At 57.5% G+C, this 17,852-nt stretch carries 17 protein-coding genes, 1 pseudogene and 1 riboswitch; of the genes and pseudogenes, 5 read left to right on the top strand and 13 right to left on the bottom strand.

The genetic code is table 11. From position 1 onward, the window contains the following. Positions 1-144 precede the first annotated feature (144 nt). Complete coding sequence (locus tag HXW73_RS04450; RefSeq protein WP_186255089.1) at positions 145-1,062, top strand: AraC family transcriptional regulator; 918 nt, start codon at positions 145-147, stop codon at positions 1,060-1,062. Between the two features lie 24 nt (positions 1,063-1,086). Here the strand turns inward: HXW73_RS04450 and HXW73_RS04445 are convergent, their stop codons facing one another. Next, complete coding sequence (locus tag HXW73_RS04445) at positions 1,087-1,512, bottom strand: VOC family protein (RefSeq protein ID WP_186255088.1); 426 nt, start codon at positions 1,510-1,512, stop codon at positions 1,087-1,089. 187 nt (positions 1,513-1,699) lie between these two features. Between HXW73_RS04445 and HXW73_RS04440 the strand changes: the two genes are divergently transcribed. Further along, entirely contained in the window at positions 1,700-1,912 is a 213-nt protein-coding gene (locus tag HXW73_RS04440) for a DUF3820 family protein (protein ID WP_186255087.1), read from the top strand. A 27-nt stretch (positions 1,913-1,939) separates the two neighbouring features. Here the strand turns inward: HXW73_RS04440 and HXW73_RS04435 are convergent, their stop codons facing one another. Next, on the bottom strand, positions 1,940-2,296 hold the full coding sequence (locus HXW73_RS04435) for a hypothetical protein (RefSeq protein WP_186255086.1): 357 nt from the start codon (positions 2,294-2,296) through the stop codon (positions 1,940-1,942). A gap of 105 nt (positions 2,297-2,401) precedes the next feature. Between HXW73_RS04435 and HXW73_RS04430 the strand changes: the two genes are divergently transcribed. Further along, on the top strand, positions 2,402-3,169 hold the full coding sequence (locus HXW73_RS04430) for a DUF1499 domain-containing protein (protein ID WP_186255085.1): 768 nt from the start codon (positions 2,402-2,404) through the stop codon (positions 3,167-3,169). Positions 3,170-3,173: 4 nt separating this feature from the next. On the opposite strand, the gene HXW73_RS04425 is transcribed toward HXW73_RS04430, so the two are convergent. From HXW73_RS04425 to HXW73_RS04405, 5 genes are all read right to left on the bottom strand, one after another. Beyond that, positions 3,174-3,536, bottom strand: coding sequence for a ribbon-helix-helix domain-containing protein (locus tag HXW73_RS04425; RefSeq protein ID WP_186255084.1), 363 nt, complete (start codon positions 3,534-3,536; stop codon positions 3,174-3,176). A 100-nt stretch (positions 3,537-3,636) separates the two neighbouring features. Beyond that, the gene (locus HXW73_RS04420) at positions 3,637-4,206 is read right to left on the bottom strand and encodes a DJ-1/PfpI family protein (protein ID WP_186255083.1); all 570 of its coding nucleotides are present in this window, start codon (positions 4,204-4,206) and stop codon (positions 3,637-3,639) included. A gap of 153 nt (positions 4,207-4,359) precedes the next feature. Next, positions 4,360-6,474, bottom strand: coding sequence for a methyl-accepting chemotaxis protein (locus tag HXW73_RS04415; protein WP_186255082.1), 2,115 nt, complete (start codon positions 6,472-6,474; stop codon positions 4,360-4,362). 54 nt (positions 6,475-6,528) lie between these two features. Continuing rightward, complete coding sequence (locus HXW73_RS04410; protein ID WP_186255081.1) at positions 6,529-7,683, bottom strand: ABC transporter substrate-binding protein; 1,155 nt, start codon at positions 7,681-7,683, stop codon at positions 6,529-6,531. A gap of 299 nt (positions 7,684-7,982) precedes the next feature. Beyond that, entirely contained in the window at positions 7,983-8,594 is a 612-nt protein-coding gene (locus tag HXW73_RS04405) for a flavin reductase family protein (protein WP_186255080.1), read from the bottom strand. Between the two features lie 129 nt (positions 8,595-8,723). On the opposite strand from HXW73_RS04405, the gene HXW73_RS04400 reads away from it, so the two are divergent. After that, positions 8,724-8,933 (top strand): DUF1289 domain-containing protein, encoded by a 210-nt coding sequence (locus HXW73_RS04400; RefSeq protein ID WP_186255079.1) that lies wholly within the window; start codon positions 8,724-8,726, stop codon positions 8,931-8,933. Here the strand turns inward: HXW73_RS04400 and HXW73_RS04395 are convergent. The 5 genes and pseudogenes from HXW73_RS04395 to HXW73_RS04375 all read right to left on the bottom strand — a co-directional run bounded on the left by HXW73_RS04395 (position 8,894) and on the right by HXW73_RS04375 (position 15,121). After that, positions 8,894-9,966 (bottom strand): annotated as a pseudogene (locus HXW73_RS04395) (proline racemase family protein). The gene HXW73_RS04400 and the pseudogene HXW73_RS04395 sit on opposite strands and share 40 nt — an antisense overlap. 18 nt (positions 9,967-9,984) lie before the next feature. Next, on the bottom strand, positions 9,985-11,154 hold the full coding sequence (locus HXW73_RS04390; RefSeq protein WP_186255078.1) for an alcohol dehydrogenase catalytic domain-containing protein: 1,170 nt from the start codon (positions 11,152-11,154) through the stop codon (positions 9,985-9,987). 97 nt (positions 11,155-11,251) lie between these two features. Further along, positions 11,252-12,220 (bottom strand): magnesium transporter CorA family protein, encoded by a 969-nt coding sequence (locus HXW73_RS04385; protein WP_186255077.1) that lies wholly within the window; start codon positions 12,218-12,220, stop codon positions 11,252-11,254. A 43-nt stretch (positions 12,221-12,263) separates the two neighbouring features. Continuing rightward, positions 12,264-13,679 (bottom strand): diguanylate cyclase domain-containing protein, encoded by a 1,416-nt coding sequence (locus HXW73_RS04380; protein ID WP_186255076.1) that lies wholly within the window; start codon positions 13,677-13,679, stop codon positions 12,264-12,266. Positions 13,680-13,726: 47 nt separating this feature from the next. Continuing rightward, entirely contained in the window at positions 13,727-15,121 is a 1,395-nt protein-coding gene (locus tag HXW73_RS04375) for a sodium:solute symporter family transporter (RefSeq protein ID WP_186255075.1), read from the bottom strand. Continuing rightward, a riboswitch (TPP riboswitch) is annotated at positions 15,111-15,213 on the bottom strand. Its footprint overlaps the gene before it by 11 nt. Before the next feature lie 212 nt (positions 15,214-15,425). On the opposite strand from HXW73_RS04375, the gene HXW73_RS04370 reads away from it, so the two are divergent. Continuing rightward, a complete protein-coding gene (locus HXW73_RS04370; protein WP_186255074.1) occupies positions 15,426-16,118 on the top strand; it encodes a hypothetical protein in 693 nt (230 codons plus the stop codon). Positions 16,119-16,180: 62 nt separating this feature from the next. On the opposite strand, the gene HXW73_RS04365 is transcribed toward HXW73_RS04370, so the two are convergent. Next, positions 16,181-17,680, bottom strand: a complete 1,500-nt coding sequence (locus HXW73_RS04365) for a CoA-acylating methylmalonate-semialdehyde dehydrogenase (protein WP_186255073.1) — start codon at positions 17,678-17,680, stop codon at positions 16,181-16,183. Between the last annotated feature and the right edge of the window lie 172 nt (positions 17,681-17,852).

Genomic DNA, 17,852 nt, shown 5'->3' with positions numbered 1-17,852 from the left:
GTATCGACCTCAATAGCGTTTTTAGCGATGAATGAAGCTACGAAACTTTTGCACGATCCTCTATATAATTGCTATAAAATAACAAAATATCCCTAGAAACCTGTCACAATTATCCTATCAATCAAACTTTATCATGAGGTCGCCATGCCAACCGACATCGCCAACCCCCTTGGCGGCGAAGCACCGGTCATCCGCGAACTGGCCGAACTGATTACCCCACTGGTGGGCCAGCAAGGCATGACGCCTAGCGCGCTAAGCGGCGTATCGCTGCTTAGCCTTGACCGCCACCAACCGCGAACGCCGCTGCTTTACCAACCGAGTCTGATTATCATCGCCCAGGGTCAGAAGATCGGCTATCTGGGCGATAGGGAAATTCATTACGACCCGGGCCAGTATCTGGTTCAAACCCTGCCACTGCCGTTTGAATGTGAAACCTACGGCTCTCCTGAAGCGCCCTTGCTGGGGGTTTCCATTCAATTGGAGCCAGCCCTGCTCAGCGAGATGGTTACCACCATGGGTGATGCCCCCAGCCATAACCAGACCACGCTGCCCATGGCATCGGTGGCCATGACGCCGGGCATGCAGGCCGCGGTATTGCGTCTGGTGAATGCGCTTCATGAGCCTGCAGAGCTCAACACGATGGGCACGGCACGGATACGCGATGTGGTATTTGAGGCGTTGAAAGGCGAACAGGGGCAGGCGCTGAAGGCATTGGTGCGCGGCCATGGCCATTACGCACGCATTGTTCAAGTGCTGTCGTTGCTGCATCGCGATTTCGCCAACGATTACAGCGTCGATCAGCTAGCCCGGCAGGCGAATATGAGTCCCTCGACGTTTCACCAGCACTTCAAACAAATAACACGTGCATCCCCGACGCAGTACATCAAGCAACTCCGGCTGATCAAAGCCCAGCAGCTATTGCTTCAGGACGACCATAACGTCAGTCAGGCGGCACAGGCGGTGGGCTACCGCAGCGTGCCGCAATTCAGCCGCGACTATAAGCGCTATTTTGGCGACGCGCCGTTGCAGCATCGTCGCCAGGAGCAGGCCATGCGCGCTTGAGACTGTGTTATTTCGAAAAAAGTGCTATTTGGCAAACAGCTGGCTCATGTCCTTGAAGGCTTTGAACTCCAGCGCGTTGCCACACGGGTCGAGCAGGAACATGGTGGCCTGCTCGCCCACTTCGCCCTTGAAACGCACGTAAGGCTCAATCACGAAGTCGGTGTCACGCGCCTTGAGACGTTCCGCCAGCGCCTCCCACTCATCCCAGCCAAGCACCACACCAAAATGCGGCACCGGCACATTGTGACCATCGACCGGATTGGTATGGACCTCTTCCTGGCCTGGCGTTTTGGGGTGTTCATGAATCACCAACTGGTGGCCAAAGAAGTTGAAGTCGACCCAGTGATCGCTTGAGCGACCCTCAGACAAGCCAAACACTTCGTTATAAAACGCCCGTGCAGCGTTCAGATCGTAGACGGGAATCGCCAGATGAAACGGGGAAAGGCTCATGGTGTTCTCCTGAAGAGTGGGGTGTATTCATGGTATTTTTGGTTTGGCTAACGTCCTACGCCAGCCAGGCTAGATGGCTTTATCCTAGAGCGCGTTGCGCAAAAATAAAATCCGTTGCACGTTGATAATAGCGTTTTAAATCACTAAAAAGTGCTTCACTTCAAACAAGCGTGAAAGGAATCAACCAGTGAACCCAGAAGACCTAGAAAAGCTGGTAACGCGAAAAATGCCCTTCGGCAAGTATGAAGGCTGGCTGATTGCCGATTTACCCGGTCCCTACTTGAACTGGTTTGCGCGGGAGGGTTTTCCATCAGGCGAAATCGGTCAACTGCTACATTTGATGCATGAGATTGATCATAACGGGTTGAGTGGCCTGCTCGACCCACTGCGCAAGAGATAGCGTGGTCGTCTTTAGTCATTTCAAGACTCAAGCGTGTCGAGATTCAAGCGCCTTGTCACGCTCAGCGATATATAGCGCTTCATGTTGGCGGGCGTCAGCAGGGAAACGCCCCAGAGCCACCGCCCGCTCAAAAAAACCGGCGGCGGGAAGTCCCGCACCTTGGCGGCTGATGACCAATGCCGCGACCATTGGCCGGCCAGCGGTTACATCTTCTTCCATCAGCTGCTCGAGCGCCTGAGCGACACGCTGAATCGTGCGTGGCGGCGTGAGCCCAAGGGCGCTGGCCACCTGCTGGTAAGTCATGGGCAATGCATCGCTGGGCGCGTTTGTCAGCAATGCGCGTACCTGCGTCGCTGTCTCGGAGTGAGTATCGCGTTGGGTCATCGTGGTCAGGCACTCTCTTCTCGGGAAAACAAGCACACCGCCAAATAGCTGGTTATGCTTAGGCCATCATGAGCATGTTAACGCTTTGTACGCTAGGAGAAACACATGGCACATCAATCAAGCACTCAGCGACTAAAAGGAGGAAGGTGGCTTAAGGCCTTGGCATGGCTGAGCGTGCTTGCACTACTCGGGGCTGCACTTTTGATGGGCCTGGCTGGCCCCGCTTACCGTTGGGAACTTATCGCACTCGGTGACGCCTTTAACCTGCTGCGTTACGGCGCCTACACCGCTGCTGCTGCAGGGGCGCTGAGCTTGCTACTGTTGGTCGTCGGCTCCATTACCCGCCGCATCAACGCAGGTGTAGTGGCGATTGTCGTGCTTTCGGGAACCGCCGGGCTGCTGTATATACCATGGCAGCATTGGCAGCGTGCCCAACAGGCACCGATGATTCACGATATCACCACTGACACACAGAACCCTCCGACCTTTGATGCCTTGCGCGATGCCAGAGAAGCGGCACCCAACGCCGTTGACTATCCGGGTGAAGAAACCGCTCGCCAGCAGCAGGACGCTTACCCTGAGGTAGAACCTCTCGTGATATCGGCACCAGTGTCGAGGGTTCTGAGCGCGGCCCAGGCGGAAGTGGAAGCAGCAGGCTGGCAGATTGAAGCCATTACCGATAACACCATTGAGGCTACGGCCATCACCCGCTGGTTTGGCTTCAAGGATGATGTGGTTATACGCCTGACCGAACAAGACAACGCCGTCCAGGTCGATATGCGCTCGGCGTCACGTTTGGGTGCCAGCGATGTCGGCACCAACGCGCTACGCATTGAAACTTTCCTTGACCGGCTGGGTGAGCGGCTGGAATAGCCCGTCAGTGCACCTGCTTTGTTCGCACGCCGGTGTCTCGGCAAACAATCTGCTCGGTATCCAGCGACGCAATCGGCACCTCCAGATTTTGCGGTATATCCCCGCTTAGCTGTAAGGCCTGGTAGCGTAGCGCACATACGCGCAAAAACGACGTGAAGTTGCCCGCATCATGCCCGGCGGCTACCGATTCGTGATATAGCCGCGAGATCATTTGCGCCGTGTTCATACCGTCACGCCGGGCAATTTCACCGAGTATCTGCCAGAAATAATTTTCCAGCCGTACGCTCGTGACCATGCCGTCAATGCGCAGGGAATGGCTAGCGCTTTGCCAAAGCGTGGGGTCTGCATCGATAAACAGTTTGCACATCACACCGTCTCTTCGCCGTGATTCATATGTCCAGCATAGCCTCCATAAAGGACTACGCCCAGACAACCTGGGCGTAGGATGATCGACTAGAGGTATTGATTCAGCGATCCAGTACCGCCATGAACTGGGCCAGCCAAGCAGGGTGCGCAGGCCATGCGGGTGCGGTCACCAGATTGCCATCGGTCACCGCATCGGTCACATCCAGGTTAGCGAAGCGGCCGCCAGCAAGTTCCACCTCGGGCTGACAAGCCGGGTAAGCCGAGCAATGCCTGCCGTCCAGCACGTTGGCGGCAGCTAACAGCTGCGCACCGTGGCAGATCGCTGCTACCGGTTTATCGGCCTCGAAAAAGTGCTGCACCATAGTGAGCACGGCTTTATTCAAGCGTAAATACTCTGGCGCGCGGCCACCGGGGACCACCAGCGCATCGTAATCCGCCGGATCGATATCGGCGAAGGTTGCGTTAAGCGCGAAACGGTGGCCAGGTTTTTCCGTGTAGGTCTGGTCGCCTTCGAAATCGTGGATCGCCGTCGCCACGCTATCCCCCGCCTTTTTATCGGGGCATACCGCGTCGACCTGGTGACCCACCGCCATTAGCGCCTGGAACGGCACCATGGTCTCGTAATCCTCGGTGAAGTCGCCGGTAATCATTAAAATCCGCTTGCTGCACATCTCAAGTCTCCTTGTTATCAACCACGCTAGAGAGCCCACGCAGAATTGCGTGTTAGTTGAGCGTAGCAAGGGAGAGATGGCGGCGGGTAGTAGGCCATTACTACACCACCCACCGTCTCCACATGCTGTGATGACGGTGGGTAGAGCAAGGAACTAGCTGAGGCGAGGCGCGGCCTTTTGCTCCGGTAGCGATAAATGCCGCTGCCCGGCACCTTCACCAACCCGGAAACGGCTTACCAGCAGGTTCATGTCGCTGGCGCGCTCGTCGAGGGTCTGGCTTTCGGTGGAGGCTTCCTGCACCAGATGGGCATTCTGGTGGGTTACCTGATCCAACTGGGCAATCGCCTGGTTGATCTGCTCGATGCCGGAAGATTGCTCGTGGGTCGCCTGAGCGATTTCCGTCACGTAGCGCGTGACTTCACTCAGGCTATCGACGATTTCCTGCAGGTGGGTACTGGATGCGTTGACCAAATGTTCGCCTTCGCTGACCTTGGCTACGCTATCGTCGACCAGGTGGCGAATTTGCGCTGCTTCTTCAGCGCTTCGTCCTGCCAGCTTGCGAACTTCCTGAGCCACCACGGCAAAACCGCGGCCTTGTTCGCCCGCCCGCGCCGCTTCCACCGAGGCATTAAGCGCCAGCAGATTGGTCTGGAAGGCAATATCATCAATCGCTTTGATAATGCTGGTGATTTTTTCACTGGACTCGCGAATGTTGCCCATCGCCTCGGTGGTGCGTTGGGCCACGTCGCCAGCAGAACGGGCGCGCTGGTCAACGCTAGTGCTCGCGCCTTTGGCATGGTCAGCATAGTCGGCGGTCTGCTTAACCGTCGCGGTAATCTGCTCAAGGCTCGAGGCGGTTTCCGCAAGCGAAGCAGCCTGCTGATCGGTACGCTGGGACAGGTTTTCGTTGCCGGAGGCAATCTGTCGGCTGCTCGCGGCAATCGCCTCAGCGCTCTGGCGAATTTGCGCCACCATGCCTTCAAAGGTATCCATCATGCGGTTGAAGGCTTGGGCCGTTTGCCCGACTTCATCGTTACGCTGCAGGTCCAGGCGCATGGAGAGATCGGCGTTTTCACCGGCAGCCCCACTGATACTTTCCATCTGACGACGCATGGTCGTCAGCGGTCCTAGCACCCGGACCATGGTACGCCAGCCGAAAATCGCCAGCAGTGCAATCACCACAAGCGTCACAACGATCAATAGCGTACGACCGGCGTTGGCCAGCGTCTCGGCCTGCACAGCGGCGGTGTCAGCCTGCTCGACCGCATAAGCTTCCACGTCGGCCAAGGCATCGCCCATTTGCGCCATTGCCTGGCTGACGCTATTGAGTTCGTTCTGGACTTGTGCCTGACGGTCCAACTGCTGTTGGCGCAGTGCATACACCGAGCTCTCGTCGCTGATCATCAAGCTTTCCAGCTCAACAATAATGTCGTCCAGCCCGTTTACCAGCGCCATCTGCTCGGTATCGGTGCTTGGCGAGCGGGTAATCCCTGCCAGTGACTGACGGGCCAGGCCAATTTGCTGACCGATTTGGTTGTGACGCAAGTTAACCAGTTCGTCTTCACTTTCGACCTGCATCAAACGACGCCCCAGATCGGCAAGCATCGCCACGGCAATACGTACTTCACTGCTGAGCCGGGTGACATCCGCTTCGTTGCCGAACAGGTTATCCAGAAGGCCCGTCGGCAAAGTTGTCATACCGTCTTCGCGCCAGGCATTCAGGCGATCTTCAAGCGCACGTTGTTCACGCACCTGAACCAGCGCGGTTCGCCCGGCGATATCGCCGGCACTGTTCATGACCTCACCGATCAAGGCCTGCATCTCGGCTAGCTGCTCATTCATCCGCGCTTGCAGGGCAAGCTCTTCCTGGCGAACGTTTTGCAGCGAGGTATCGCTTTCAAGCAAGGTTTGGTAGTGCTCATCAAGGGCGGTCAACTGGCTTGACCGGGTTTCGGCATCGTCGGCGGCCAGTTCATTGCGTGCCTGGCTGAAACGCTCATCAAGTGTTTCGCGGGGTGTAATGTCTGCCAGGTCAGCATCGCTTTCAGCCGCCAGCAGATCGGCATGACGCTGGCCAAAAGCGCCCATCGTCGACACCATCTCACGGCTGGCATTCTGCAATGGCATCACATCATTGGTGATATAACGCTGGGAGTCGATCAAGCGCTGATTGGTTGTCCAGCCGGTGACGGCCAGCACGACGGCACCGATAACGGCAGCCAGAAACAGGCCAATCAACATGGCACGTAAACTGAGTGTTTTTTTCATTAGCTAGCTTCGCTTGTATCAGGGTAAATGACGCAACAGCAGCGGATAAACGCGTTAGCGCAGCAGCGTTGACCACTCGACTAATTCAAATTGGCCATCGGCAATAATCGTCGGCCAGACACTGTCGCTGGCCTGGTGATCGTCAGGCCCCAAATGCAGCGGCTCATCAAGGCCGATATCGATCTCGCCCAGCCCAAGCAGGCCGTCAACAATCGCTTCTCGATCCGGCGAATCACCTGCCGCCTTTACCCCTTCCACAAACAGCTTGGCCGCCAGGTAGCCTTCCAGGGAGACAAAGTCCGGTTCACTGTCATTGGCATACTCATCAAGCGCCTGGCGGTAAGCATCGACCGCCGGCAAATCCGAATCCAGAGGCGGCACAACCTGGGTCACAATCACGCCCTCTGCCTGGTCACCCAACTCGTTCAACAGCGCCTGACTGCCGACGAAGGACACATTGAGAAACACCGCGTCGGGCATGTCCTGGCGCGCTTCGCGAATAAAGTCGGCGGCAGGGCCATAGGTACCCACAATAATCACCGCCTTGGGCGTTTCAGCGGCCTGCAGAATGGTGGCCAACCCCTGGTGAACATTGCGGGTACCGCGGGAAAAGCGACCATGGGCCAGGTTATCGGTGCCGGTAAAGCCCTGTGCCTCTAGTGCCTGTTTTGCGCCGTTATAGCCAGCGTCGCCAAAACTGTCGTTTTGGGTAAAAAAGGCGATTTCATCCGGTTCGATACCGGCCTCTATCAGGCCGTCCACCATCGCGGCGGTTTCCTGCACGTAGCTTGCACGGTAGTTGATGACGTAACGGTCGGGAGGCGATTGTCGTAGCACCCCCGCGCCGGTGAAAGCGCCGAACAGCAGCGTTTCTGCTTCGTTGTGAACCGGTATGGTGACGGTGGCGGTGGGCGTGCCCACATTACCGATCGCGGCCAGGATATCTTCGTCCTGGACCACTTCGCGGGTATGGCGAGCAGCACTGAGTGGGTCGTACCGGTCGTCGAAAGCATCAAGCGTCAGCGTTTCACCATTGACGCCCCCGGACGCGTTGACTTCAGCGAAGTAGGTGTCGATGCCTTTTTTCATGCCCTGCCCAAGCGATGCGGCCGCCCCACTGTCAGGTGCCACAATGGCGAACTTGAGTTCCGCGTGGGCTGTCGGAATCGACACCACACTCGCCAGTAACGCTATCCAAAATCGTCGCATTGCCCCCTCCTTAATCTGCTTGCCCGTTTTATTACCGAGTACCGTCTGATTACCCATCACGGTTAGTCTCGGCACTTTTTTAAAACACATTAAAAACACACTTTTAAAAACAATTTTAAAACAGTGTTATAGCACTGCATTTGCACCCACTCGGAAAAACGTCGTGAGCGCGCTCAGCAGAACTATCGGCCGCAGAATATAGGACTAAAGGACAGTTATGTTTATTTTCTAAGTAAAGATTGTCGCGAAGTATGTAAACAAACGTTTATTTAGCGGGCTCTGATCAATAAACCACCAGGCTAGCTTGGGCGCTGCAGGGCGAAACGGTCGGTGGTCCGAACATAGTCGCTTCCCGCCAGTCGTCCCACGGGGTTGAGTACTTCCAGGTTGACGTGTCGGCCATCCCAGACGGCGTCATCAAGATGCAGGGAGATCACATTGGCCAGCACCAGATTGCCTGACATGGGCTGGTCACCAAAGCGAATGATGTCGCGCAACCGGCACCCAAACGCGACCGGTGCGTTGGCGATGCGGGGGACCGACACACCGGGCATGGCGGCTTTTTCGAGCCCGGCCAGGGTAAACTCATCCTCGCCGGGAGGCAGGCTTGCACTGGTGGTATTAAGCGCCTCGACCAGCGCCTCGCTACCCACGTGCACCACGCATTCGGGATTTTCTTCCAGGTTGCGGACGGTATCCTTGCTGCGCCCCTGGCCGTTCTGTAACGGCGAAAAACCCAGCACGGGCGGGTCGACGCTGACCACATTGAAGAACGAAAAAGGCGCAAGGTTGGCGTTGCCCTGGCGGTCCTGGGTCGCTACCCAGGCAATCGGGCGAGGGCAAACCGAGCCGGATAGCAGCCGATACAGGGTGCCCGCTTCCAGGGGCGTTTCGTCGAGCAAATAATGCATGGCCTTTCCTCATCGCAGACAAAAGAAGCCATTACGCTACCACACTCAGCAAAGACGCAAAGACATGTTACCCTTGGCATTTGAAGTTTTAACCGCCGTTTTGTTACGTCCAAGAGGTTAACGACACCTGTGACTTCGCTCCCTGACCGTCCGCTATCCCCCTGTCGTCAGATATGCCGCATAAAGCCGACCCAATCACTTTGTGAAGGTTGCGGGCGTAGCCTGGATGAAATCGCTTGCTGGGGGCAGATGACCGAGGCCGACAAGGCCCCGGTGTGGGAACGTATCGAGGCTGAAGGCTATGTGGTCTCTGAAGGTAATTCAGCGCGTGGCGGGTGATGGCGATCGCTTAGGATGTGGTGAAGCTCGCCGCAGTTTACTAACGGATCGTCGCAGTTAATCACGATGTCCGAGTACGCCAGCACGTAACTACGCCCAGTGATGGTGTTTTCCACCACGTGATAAGCACCTTCCTGGTGGGTATCGATAAAGGTGCCAATAAAGCCGGTATCACGCAGCGATACGGTTTCCAGCTTGTCGCCCTGCTTGAGGCGTCCTTCATAATGCATCAAGGCAAGCCTCGCGGAAGTCCCCGTACCGGTGGTGCTGCGGCAAATAACGCCGGGGTGCACGTAGGTCGTTGAGCGCGAGCGTACATAACCTTCAGCGATTTTTTCCTCCGGCCCCATGAAGTGCAGAAACGGCAGCGGGCCGACATCACCCAGGGTGTAGTGAGAAAAACCGCGCTCCGCCTTGATGGCTTCAACGATTTTATGCGCGCACAGCGCCAGCGCCGATTCTTCTTCCAGGGTCAACTTGAAGCCTAGCTCAGCGGCATCCACGAGCGCATAAAAGCCGCCGCTATAGGCAACCGAGTAGGTCACCGGGCCGATGCCGGGCACGTCGATCGTCTCGCGGTAGGTGTCGATGTAGCTCGGCAATCCGCCACAGGTAACCGACTCTACGACCCCGTTATGTACCTTGGCCTCGACCTGTACCAGACCGGCGGGGGCTTCGAGCTTGAAGCGCTGAATACCTTCCTGCTTGGGCACGATGCCGCTTTCCAATACGGCGGTGGCGGTACACAAGGTATTGGAACCCGAATAGATCGGATAGCCCATGACTTCCATGATGATGTAACCGGCGACGGCTTCCGGGTCGCAGGGGGCACCAGCAGGTCCACTGACATCTCGGGAATGCCGTAGGGCTCTTCAAGCAACAGCCGACGCAGGCCGTCGGCGTCATCGCGCAGGTATTCCATCTGCTCGCGGACGCTGTTGCCCGGCAGATGATCGATGCCACCGGTCACAATACGGCTGACATCGCCGCCCGCGTGGGTGTCCATTAACTGGATGGTGTGCTGAGTATTCATTCGCCGGACTCTTTGCGGTTAGGAAGCGTTAAGGGCAAACGGAGCGCCATGGGACTCCCACTGGCTATCCGGGACAATCACGATCTTGCCTAGATAGTTACTGTCTCGATTGACGAAATAGCGCTCGGCTTCATGGAGCTCGGACAGCTTGAAGGCCGCGTGCAAGACGGGCTTCAACTCGCCACCACGAATCCAGGCAATGAGCTGTTCGGCCTCTTCCCGCGTGCCGTGGGAAACCCCGAAGATTTGCACCTGGTAAAGGTAGATGCGCGTCCACATGATCTCGCTTAAGTTGCCACCGCTGGCCCCGGCGATGGAAAGCCGTGGGTACCGTTTGCGGTGCTGCATATCGACAATCATGGTGTCGATAAACAGGTTGGTCATCTCCCCGCCGACCAGGTCCATCACCGCATCGATGGGTTGACCATTCGTGGTGGCCAGTACGCGATCGACAAAGGTCGGCAAGTCGCCACGGTCGATCACGGCCTCGGCCCCCAGCGCGATCAGCGCATCGGCTTTATCGGGCTGGCTGACGGCGTAGGGGATCGCGCCCACCACCCGGCAAAGCTGGATCAGCGCTGTCCCTACCCCGCCGCTTGCACCGGTGACCAGCACGCGCTCTCCGGCTCCGATGTCGGCGGAGGTCATCATGTGGTAAGCCGTCTGGTAGGAGCACATCCCCATGGCAGCAAGCTCGGCATCGTGCAGTTCCGGGTTGGGCACATGGTGAAACTGGTCCGAAGGCACGGCGATGTACTCTGCAAAGCCGCCATCAGCCCCGTGGCCATAGTAGTCCGGGGTCAGGTTGATATCGCGACGCTCATCGGCATACAGGTTGAAATCCAGCAGCCCGCGCTCACCGATCCGCGAGGTATCAACGCCCTCGCCCACCGCCACGATGCGGCCCGCCACATCGGCGCCCTGGATGCGCGGGAAGGTGAGCGTCGCCTCGCCGCCCATGGCAAACGAAGTCACGTCGCCCTTGTCCTTGGTGGGATACAGCCCCTCGCGGGCTTTACGGTCGGTATTATTTTTTGCCGTTGCCGTTACCTGCACTAACACCTGGCCCGCCTGGGGTTTAGGGGTTGCTACATCCTGACGGTACTCAAGCTTTTCGATACCGCCATGCCCGGTTAGCAGCATGGCTGCCATCGTCGTCGGCGTTGAACTAGTAATAGAGTCTGCCATTCGCTGGGCTCCTCCTAACTAAGAGATAAAGATGTTGCGTCTGACAATGACCATAACAAACTTTCGTGGCATCTCCATCAGGCTGAAGCCGTTGGTGTCAAAACCAGTGCTTGCGCCTGAATAGCCAGATAAGCATCCCACCGATACCCAGCATTACCCCCCAGACAAAGAAATAGCCGTAGCGATAGCCAAGCTCGGGCATGTACTCGAAATTCATGCCGTAGACACCGGCAATAAAGGTGAGTGGCACAAAGATAGCGGTAATCACCGTCAGTACGCGCATGGTGATGTTGAGTTGGTGCGATGAAATCGAAATGTAGCCATCGACCAGATCGCCGCAGATGTCGTAATACATTTGCGTGAGGGTATAGAGCCGCTCAAAGCGCTCTTCCACATCGATAATCGCGTGCCGCGTTTCGCTTTCTTCACGAGGCAGGTGCGCATAGTCGTAGGCGGTCAGTTCCTTGGTAATGCCCTTGTGGTAACTGAAGATTCGGCGCATTTTCACCAGCCGCGAGCGGTAGGCCGTTATACGCCGCATCAGGACATCATTGCCGTTATCCAGCAGTTCATCTTCAAGATCGCTAAGCGCACCCTCGAATTCCAGCAGGCTGTCGAGGTAATACCCGGCCGACAGGTACATCACCCGCAATGCCACATGCTCTGGAGAGTGCGCCAACAGCGTGCGGCCCTGCTCATTGAACAGACGCTCTATACTTAACGCCTCGCCTGGGTGCAGGGTGACCAGAAAGCGCTCGCCGATAAAAAAGCACACTTGCTGGGGAACGAAGTTCAACTGGGCATCGAACGAGGAGATACCGCGATAAATGATCAGCGTGTGATGCTCAAACTCTTCGATTTTAGGCGGGTGACGCTCTTTATGGGCATCCTGAACCGCCATCGGGTGGCATTCGAAGTCTTGCAAAAGACGCTGTTCGACAGCCTGGCTTTCGCCTTGCATGTCCACCCAGATATGACTGCCCGGCGTTTGTCGCCATAGATCGATGAGCTGTTCGTCGCCTTCGTGCACGTCTCCTTCGGGAGTCGTTAACAATATCCGAATCATGGTCGTCCTTGAGGGTTAACTGATGACGTTTTGGCAGGCACGTTCACTCGGGCGCGTCGGCCATACAGGCCTGTGCTTTACCGGCGTGTTTGGCGTTATACATAGCAACGTCGGCGCGTTTGAGCAGCTCCAGTGTCGTTTCGCTTACGTCTGGCTTGTAGAGCGCAACGCCAATGCTGGCGCTGACATGTACCTCCGCCTCCTGCAGCTGCGCGGGCTGTTCAATGGTATCGATCAGCTGTCGGGCAAGCCGCTCGGCGGCGTCAAGCGCGATGTTTTCCAGCAGCACGACAAATTCATCCCCTGCCCACCGAGCAACATAGTCGGTTTCACGCACGGCGGCGCTGAGGCGTTTGGCGATTTCACGCAGCAACTCGTCACCGGCAGCATGACCGTGCAGATCATTGACGGCCTTGAAGCCGTCCAGGTCCATGAACAGCACAGCAAGGGCGGTTTGCTGGCGTCGGGTGCGCGCCATCGCCTCCGGCAACCGTTCATCCAGGGCGCGCCTGTTGGGCAGTTGGGTAAGAGCATCTTCGCGCGCCTCTATATCTCGCAGGCGCTCAAGCTGTATACGCTCAGTGACATCGTGCAGAAACAGGCTACGGCGATACTTACCTTCGATTTCCAGCGACTTGATACGTATTTCCACCGGCAACTGTCGACCATCACGACGCGTGGCGTAATAGGTGGCGGGCGTCTGCTGGTCGCCTTCCGGCATACCATCAGGAAAGATCAGTTGCTGAATGGAACGCGCCAGCGCTTCTCTACGCGTCCAGCCAAACATCGTCGTCGCGGCGCGATTCCAGTCCAGCACAATATCGTTATCGTCAATGCTAATGTAGGCGTCGCAGGCCGACTCGATCACCAGGTTCAGCTCTCTGGTGCGCCTCTCAATCTGGTTTTCGAGATCCAGATGTAGCGCTTCGAGCGATGACTGGGACGCTTCCCGGCGCTGTTTTTCAAATAGAAACCGCTCGCGCAGATGAATTTCATCGGTAACAATCGACCCAAGATCCTTCAGCGCGTCGATTTCGGCGGCGCTGAGCTGTCGCGGCCGGGTATCCACGGCACACAGTGATCCCAACGCCAGCCCCTTTGACGTGCGTAGCGGAATGCCCGCATAAAAACGCACCCCACCTGGCTCGGTCACCAACGGATTATCGGCAAAACGCGGGTCTTCTTGGGTGTCTTCAACAATCAGCGGCGCAGTTTCCGCAATGGTATAGGCGCAGAACGCTACACTACGTGACGTTTCACGTAGTTCTGTTCCCACACGAGATTTTATCCATTGCCGCTTGGCGTCGATCAGCGTAACGGTCGAGATAGGCACATTCAGTAATTGGGTAACCAGACGCGTCACCCGATCGAATGCAGGTTCTTCCGGCGTATCCAGCAGCGCCAATTCGTAAAGCGCTGCCAGCCGAGCCTCTTCGTCGGGCAGGATGGGATAATTCATTTTCTGTCACCCATGATGGTAGACGGTAACCTACCATCATAACGTGATCAGCCATGCTTTGCCCAAGACGCCCGGTAACCGGCCACTTTCGCCCAGCTAACGCTTACCAGTGAGGAAGCAAATAGCGCCCCGAGGAAAGGGCCTAGCGTGGGAATACCCGCGGGGAAGGTCGCCGCCACGAGACCCGCTTCAAGGCTGCCACTGGCAATCCAGCCGGGGAACACGGCCCCTAAAAGTCCCGCAATGCCGCCGCCAATCGCAGCCGCGGTGGTCATCCGCTTCCATAATCCCAGCAATACCGGTACGACAATCGCGGCACACAGCAAGTCGGCGATCAGGAATAACCGCAATACGGAGAGACCCTGCAAGGCGATGATGACCACCGGCACCATCAGCGCGACGGTCCACCAGCGCGCCGTGGTCAGCGACCTGCCCTGCTGCTCATGCTGGGAGACTATCAGCGAGGCAATCGCGTTCTGTAGCGTATCGACACTGGATGCCACCAGCGTCACCGCCAGCACCAGGGCCAGCATGGCGAGCCACGGCGGCGCATTGCCCAGGAGGGCAAAAAACGGAATTGGCGGTTCGCCCAGCGCAACGCCACTCATCGCGGCAAGCATCCCTAGGCCGCCAATCACCATCACCACGGCGACGGTCAACCCACCCCCCAGCCAGGCACCTCGCCCGAGGCTGCGTGAATCCTGCGCGGCCCAAACCCGCTGCCAGTAACCCTGATGAAAAAGGTTAGCCGCCGTGACGGCGATGACCAGTGTCACCGCCACACTCAATGCGTCGCCTAGCGGGGCGCTCGGCATCGACGATGCGTCTGGCATGGCGGGTAAATAGGTGAAGGCAACACTGCTGACGATAAGCAGCAAGGCAATCAACAGCCAAGCCTGCCAGCGGTCGGTGGCAAGGCTCGCCCTCAGCCCGCCGAGCACGGTATAGGCAAGCGTGCTCAAAGCGACACCAAGGACAACCAAAGCGGGCGGCACATCGGAAAGTAATGCGGTAATCGCACCGATAGCCGTCAACTCTGCCGCGAGAAAACAGGCCATGTAGGCCACCGACACCAGTGACACCCAGCGCCGCACGCTGGTGCCGTAGCACGCCTGGGCAAACTCGGCGATGCTTCTGCCTTCGGGCAGCGCGCGACGAATGGCAGGTCCATAAAGACCGAGTACGATAAATGGCAACGCGGAACCTATGGCATATCCGGCAAGTGCCACGGGGCCAACGAAGGCGCCTATTTCCGGTGGAGCAAACAGAATCCATGCCCCCATCCCGGAGGCAAGAAACGAAAGCCCAAGGGTCGCCCCGGACTGGGAATTGCGGGCAGTAATGTAATCATCGACCGTGCCGCCTGCCCAGCGAGCACGCAGGCCAAGGATGATAAAAACGCCGAGTGCCGCGGCCAGCGCGGCTGATGTTAGGTAGGGCATGTCGCGCTTCCTCCGCCGGTATCATCCGGATCAGGTTCCAGGGTTAGCGCAAGCGCACTCTCAGCCTCTTGGAGGCTCCCCTGGCGACAGTGTGTGAAAGAACCATATGAACAGGTATGATTCTCAACGAGAAACGCCCCAGCGTAAAGTGGCGTGTGTATGCCATAACGTGCAAGTACTCGGCGCTTCACAAGCCCGGGGCTTTCAATCCGCGCAGTCGCTCGCCATACTCCGTGGGTAATCTAATAACGTTATAGAAACCGTGCGCCCGGAGTGACACGGTTCGCTCAATGGGAAATCTCTAATGCGCTATACAGAAGCCAAGGAACATACGCCGGGCAGGCTCCATGCCTTGTTTGCTGACCCTTACAATGCGTTTGAAAACGATACCGATGAGCGACAGTTACATCTGCATATTGCACTGTATTTGCTGTTAGCACGCCCCATGGAGCGCGGCTTGATGACGCTGAGAGTCATCCACGGCTGGGAAAACGGCGGTTTCGAGCCGGCTGATTTACAGCATGCCGACTACGCCATTCATAACGTGGCGGATTTTAAACGCGCGGTAAGTGAGTTTACCCAGGCCTCAAAAGACAACGTTGCCTTTCCTGTCGCCCATGATGCCCTGCTGGCCACCCCGCTTGACGATGCGATCTCCAATGCCGAAGCGGACGGGCAGACGCTGGATGAAGAGACGCGCACTATCCCGGCCCGCTGGCCTGCTTTTGAAGGCGGTTTGGCACTCTATACGTTGTTCAAGATGTACCATCGCTTAGTGTATGGCGAGGACGAAGCGTACCGTTGTACCCAGTGCTATACCGCCCACGGGCTGCGCGAGATTCACGAATTTCATCTTGAAGAGGGCGAGTTTGCGCTGTTGGTGCCGACCGGTAAGCACTTTAATGCCGAACCTTCAATTCTGGTGCTGCATGAAAGTCAGCTTGATCCAATTGAACAGCTACTGGAAGAAAGCTTACCAATGTTCCGGGATTTTTAATCCTCGCATTTACTTTCCCTCGGCCCATTCAGGCCGAGGGAAAGGCACTTTAGCGAGTGGCATCAGCCAAGCGAAATGGTGCTATTGATACCGCTGGAGACGTTTTCCGGCTCGAACCAGCGGGCGGTCACGGTCTTGGTCTGCGTCCAGAAGGCAATCGCCTGCTTGCCATTGGGACCCAGGTCGCCAAGCTTCGAGCCTCGCGAGCCGGTAAAGCTGAAATAGGCCACCGGCACCGGGATCGGTACGTTGATGCCGATCTGTCCTACATCGATATCGTTTTCAAAGCGCCGCGCAACCCAGCCGGAGTTGGTAAAGATCGAGGTGCCGTTACCGTTGGGGTTGGCGTTGATGAACGCAATGGCGTCATCCAGGGTTGTCACACTGACCACGCAGAGTACCGGGCCAAAGATCTCTTCCCGGTAAATGGTCATGTCGGCCGTGACGTCGGCAAACAGCGTCGGCCCGACAAAATTACCGTCCGGATAGCCATCAACCGAGCAGCCTCGCCCGTCGACCATTAATTTGGCGCCCTCTTTTTCGCCTGCACCAATCAAGCGTTCGACGCGCTCCTTGGCCTGGGGGGATACCAGCGGGCCCAGGTCAGCATCGCGCTGGGTGCCAGGTCCGACCTTCATGCCACGCGCGCCTTCCACAATATCGTCGAGCCATTCACGGGCTTCGCCCACCAGGACCACAACCGAGTTGGCCATGCAGCGTTGCCCGGCCGCACCAAAGGCAGAGCCCAGCAGGCTGTCAATCGCCTGACTGCGATTGGCATCGGGCATCACCACGCAATGGTTTTTGGCGCCCATCATCGCCTGCATGCGTTTACCCGCCGCGGCGGCGCGGTTGTACAGCAGCGACCCCACATGGGATGAGCCAATGAACGACAGCGCCTTGATCGACTGATGGTCGGCGATCTGGTTTGCCACCTCGGGGCCGCCGTGAACCACATTCAATACGCCCGCCGGAATGCCCGCTTCGTGGGCCAGCTCGACCAGCCGCATGGTCGAGCTAGGGTCCTGCTCCGAAGGTTTCAGCACAAAGGTATTGCCGGTCGCTATCGCCAGCGGGAACATGAAGCAAGGCAGCATGATCGGGAAGTTAAAGGCGGTAATGCCCGCCCCGACACCCAGCGGATGGTGCATGGTGTAGACATCGACTTCGTTGGCGGCATTGTTGGCCAGTTCCCCCAGCTGCAGTGAAGTAATCGAGCAGGCGTGCTCAACCACCTCCAGCCCGCGCCCGACCTCGCCTTCAGCATCCGGCAGGGTTTTGCCGTGCTCTTCAGTAATCAGCGCCGCCAGTTCGGGGGTATGCTCACGAATCAGCGCCTGTAGCTTGAGCATGATGCGCATCCGTTTACCCAGAGGTACCTTGCGCCACTCCTTGAAAGCCGTTTCGGCGCTGGCAATGGCGCGCTCGACTTCATCGGCGGTGCAGAAGGGTACCCGGGCGACGACTTCCTGGGTGGCAGGGTTCACCACATCACGCCACTCCTGGCTCTGGGACGTGACCGGCTGACCGTCAATGAACATGGGTATATCGCGAATGGGCATGGCGTTGCTCCTGTTGTGGTTGTATTAGAAAGTTGACGTAAACGTAAACAAACCATCGAACGAGTAAACAGAATCTATCGTGCGGCGTCAATTAGTCGCTATGCTGATAGACCTAAACCCTCAAATTAATCGGGCCGCAGAATGGCGACGTGCCCCACCCCAAGGAGCCCTT

It is taken from the genome of Halomonas sp. SH5A2 (assembly GCF_014263395.1).
Lineage (GTDB): Bacteria > Pseudomonadota > Gammaproteobacteria > Pseudomonadales > Halomonadaceae > Vreelandella.
This window is presented reverse-complemented; position numbering and strand designations above follow the sequence as displayed.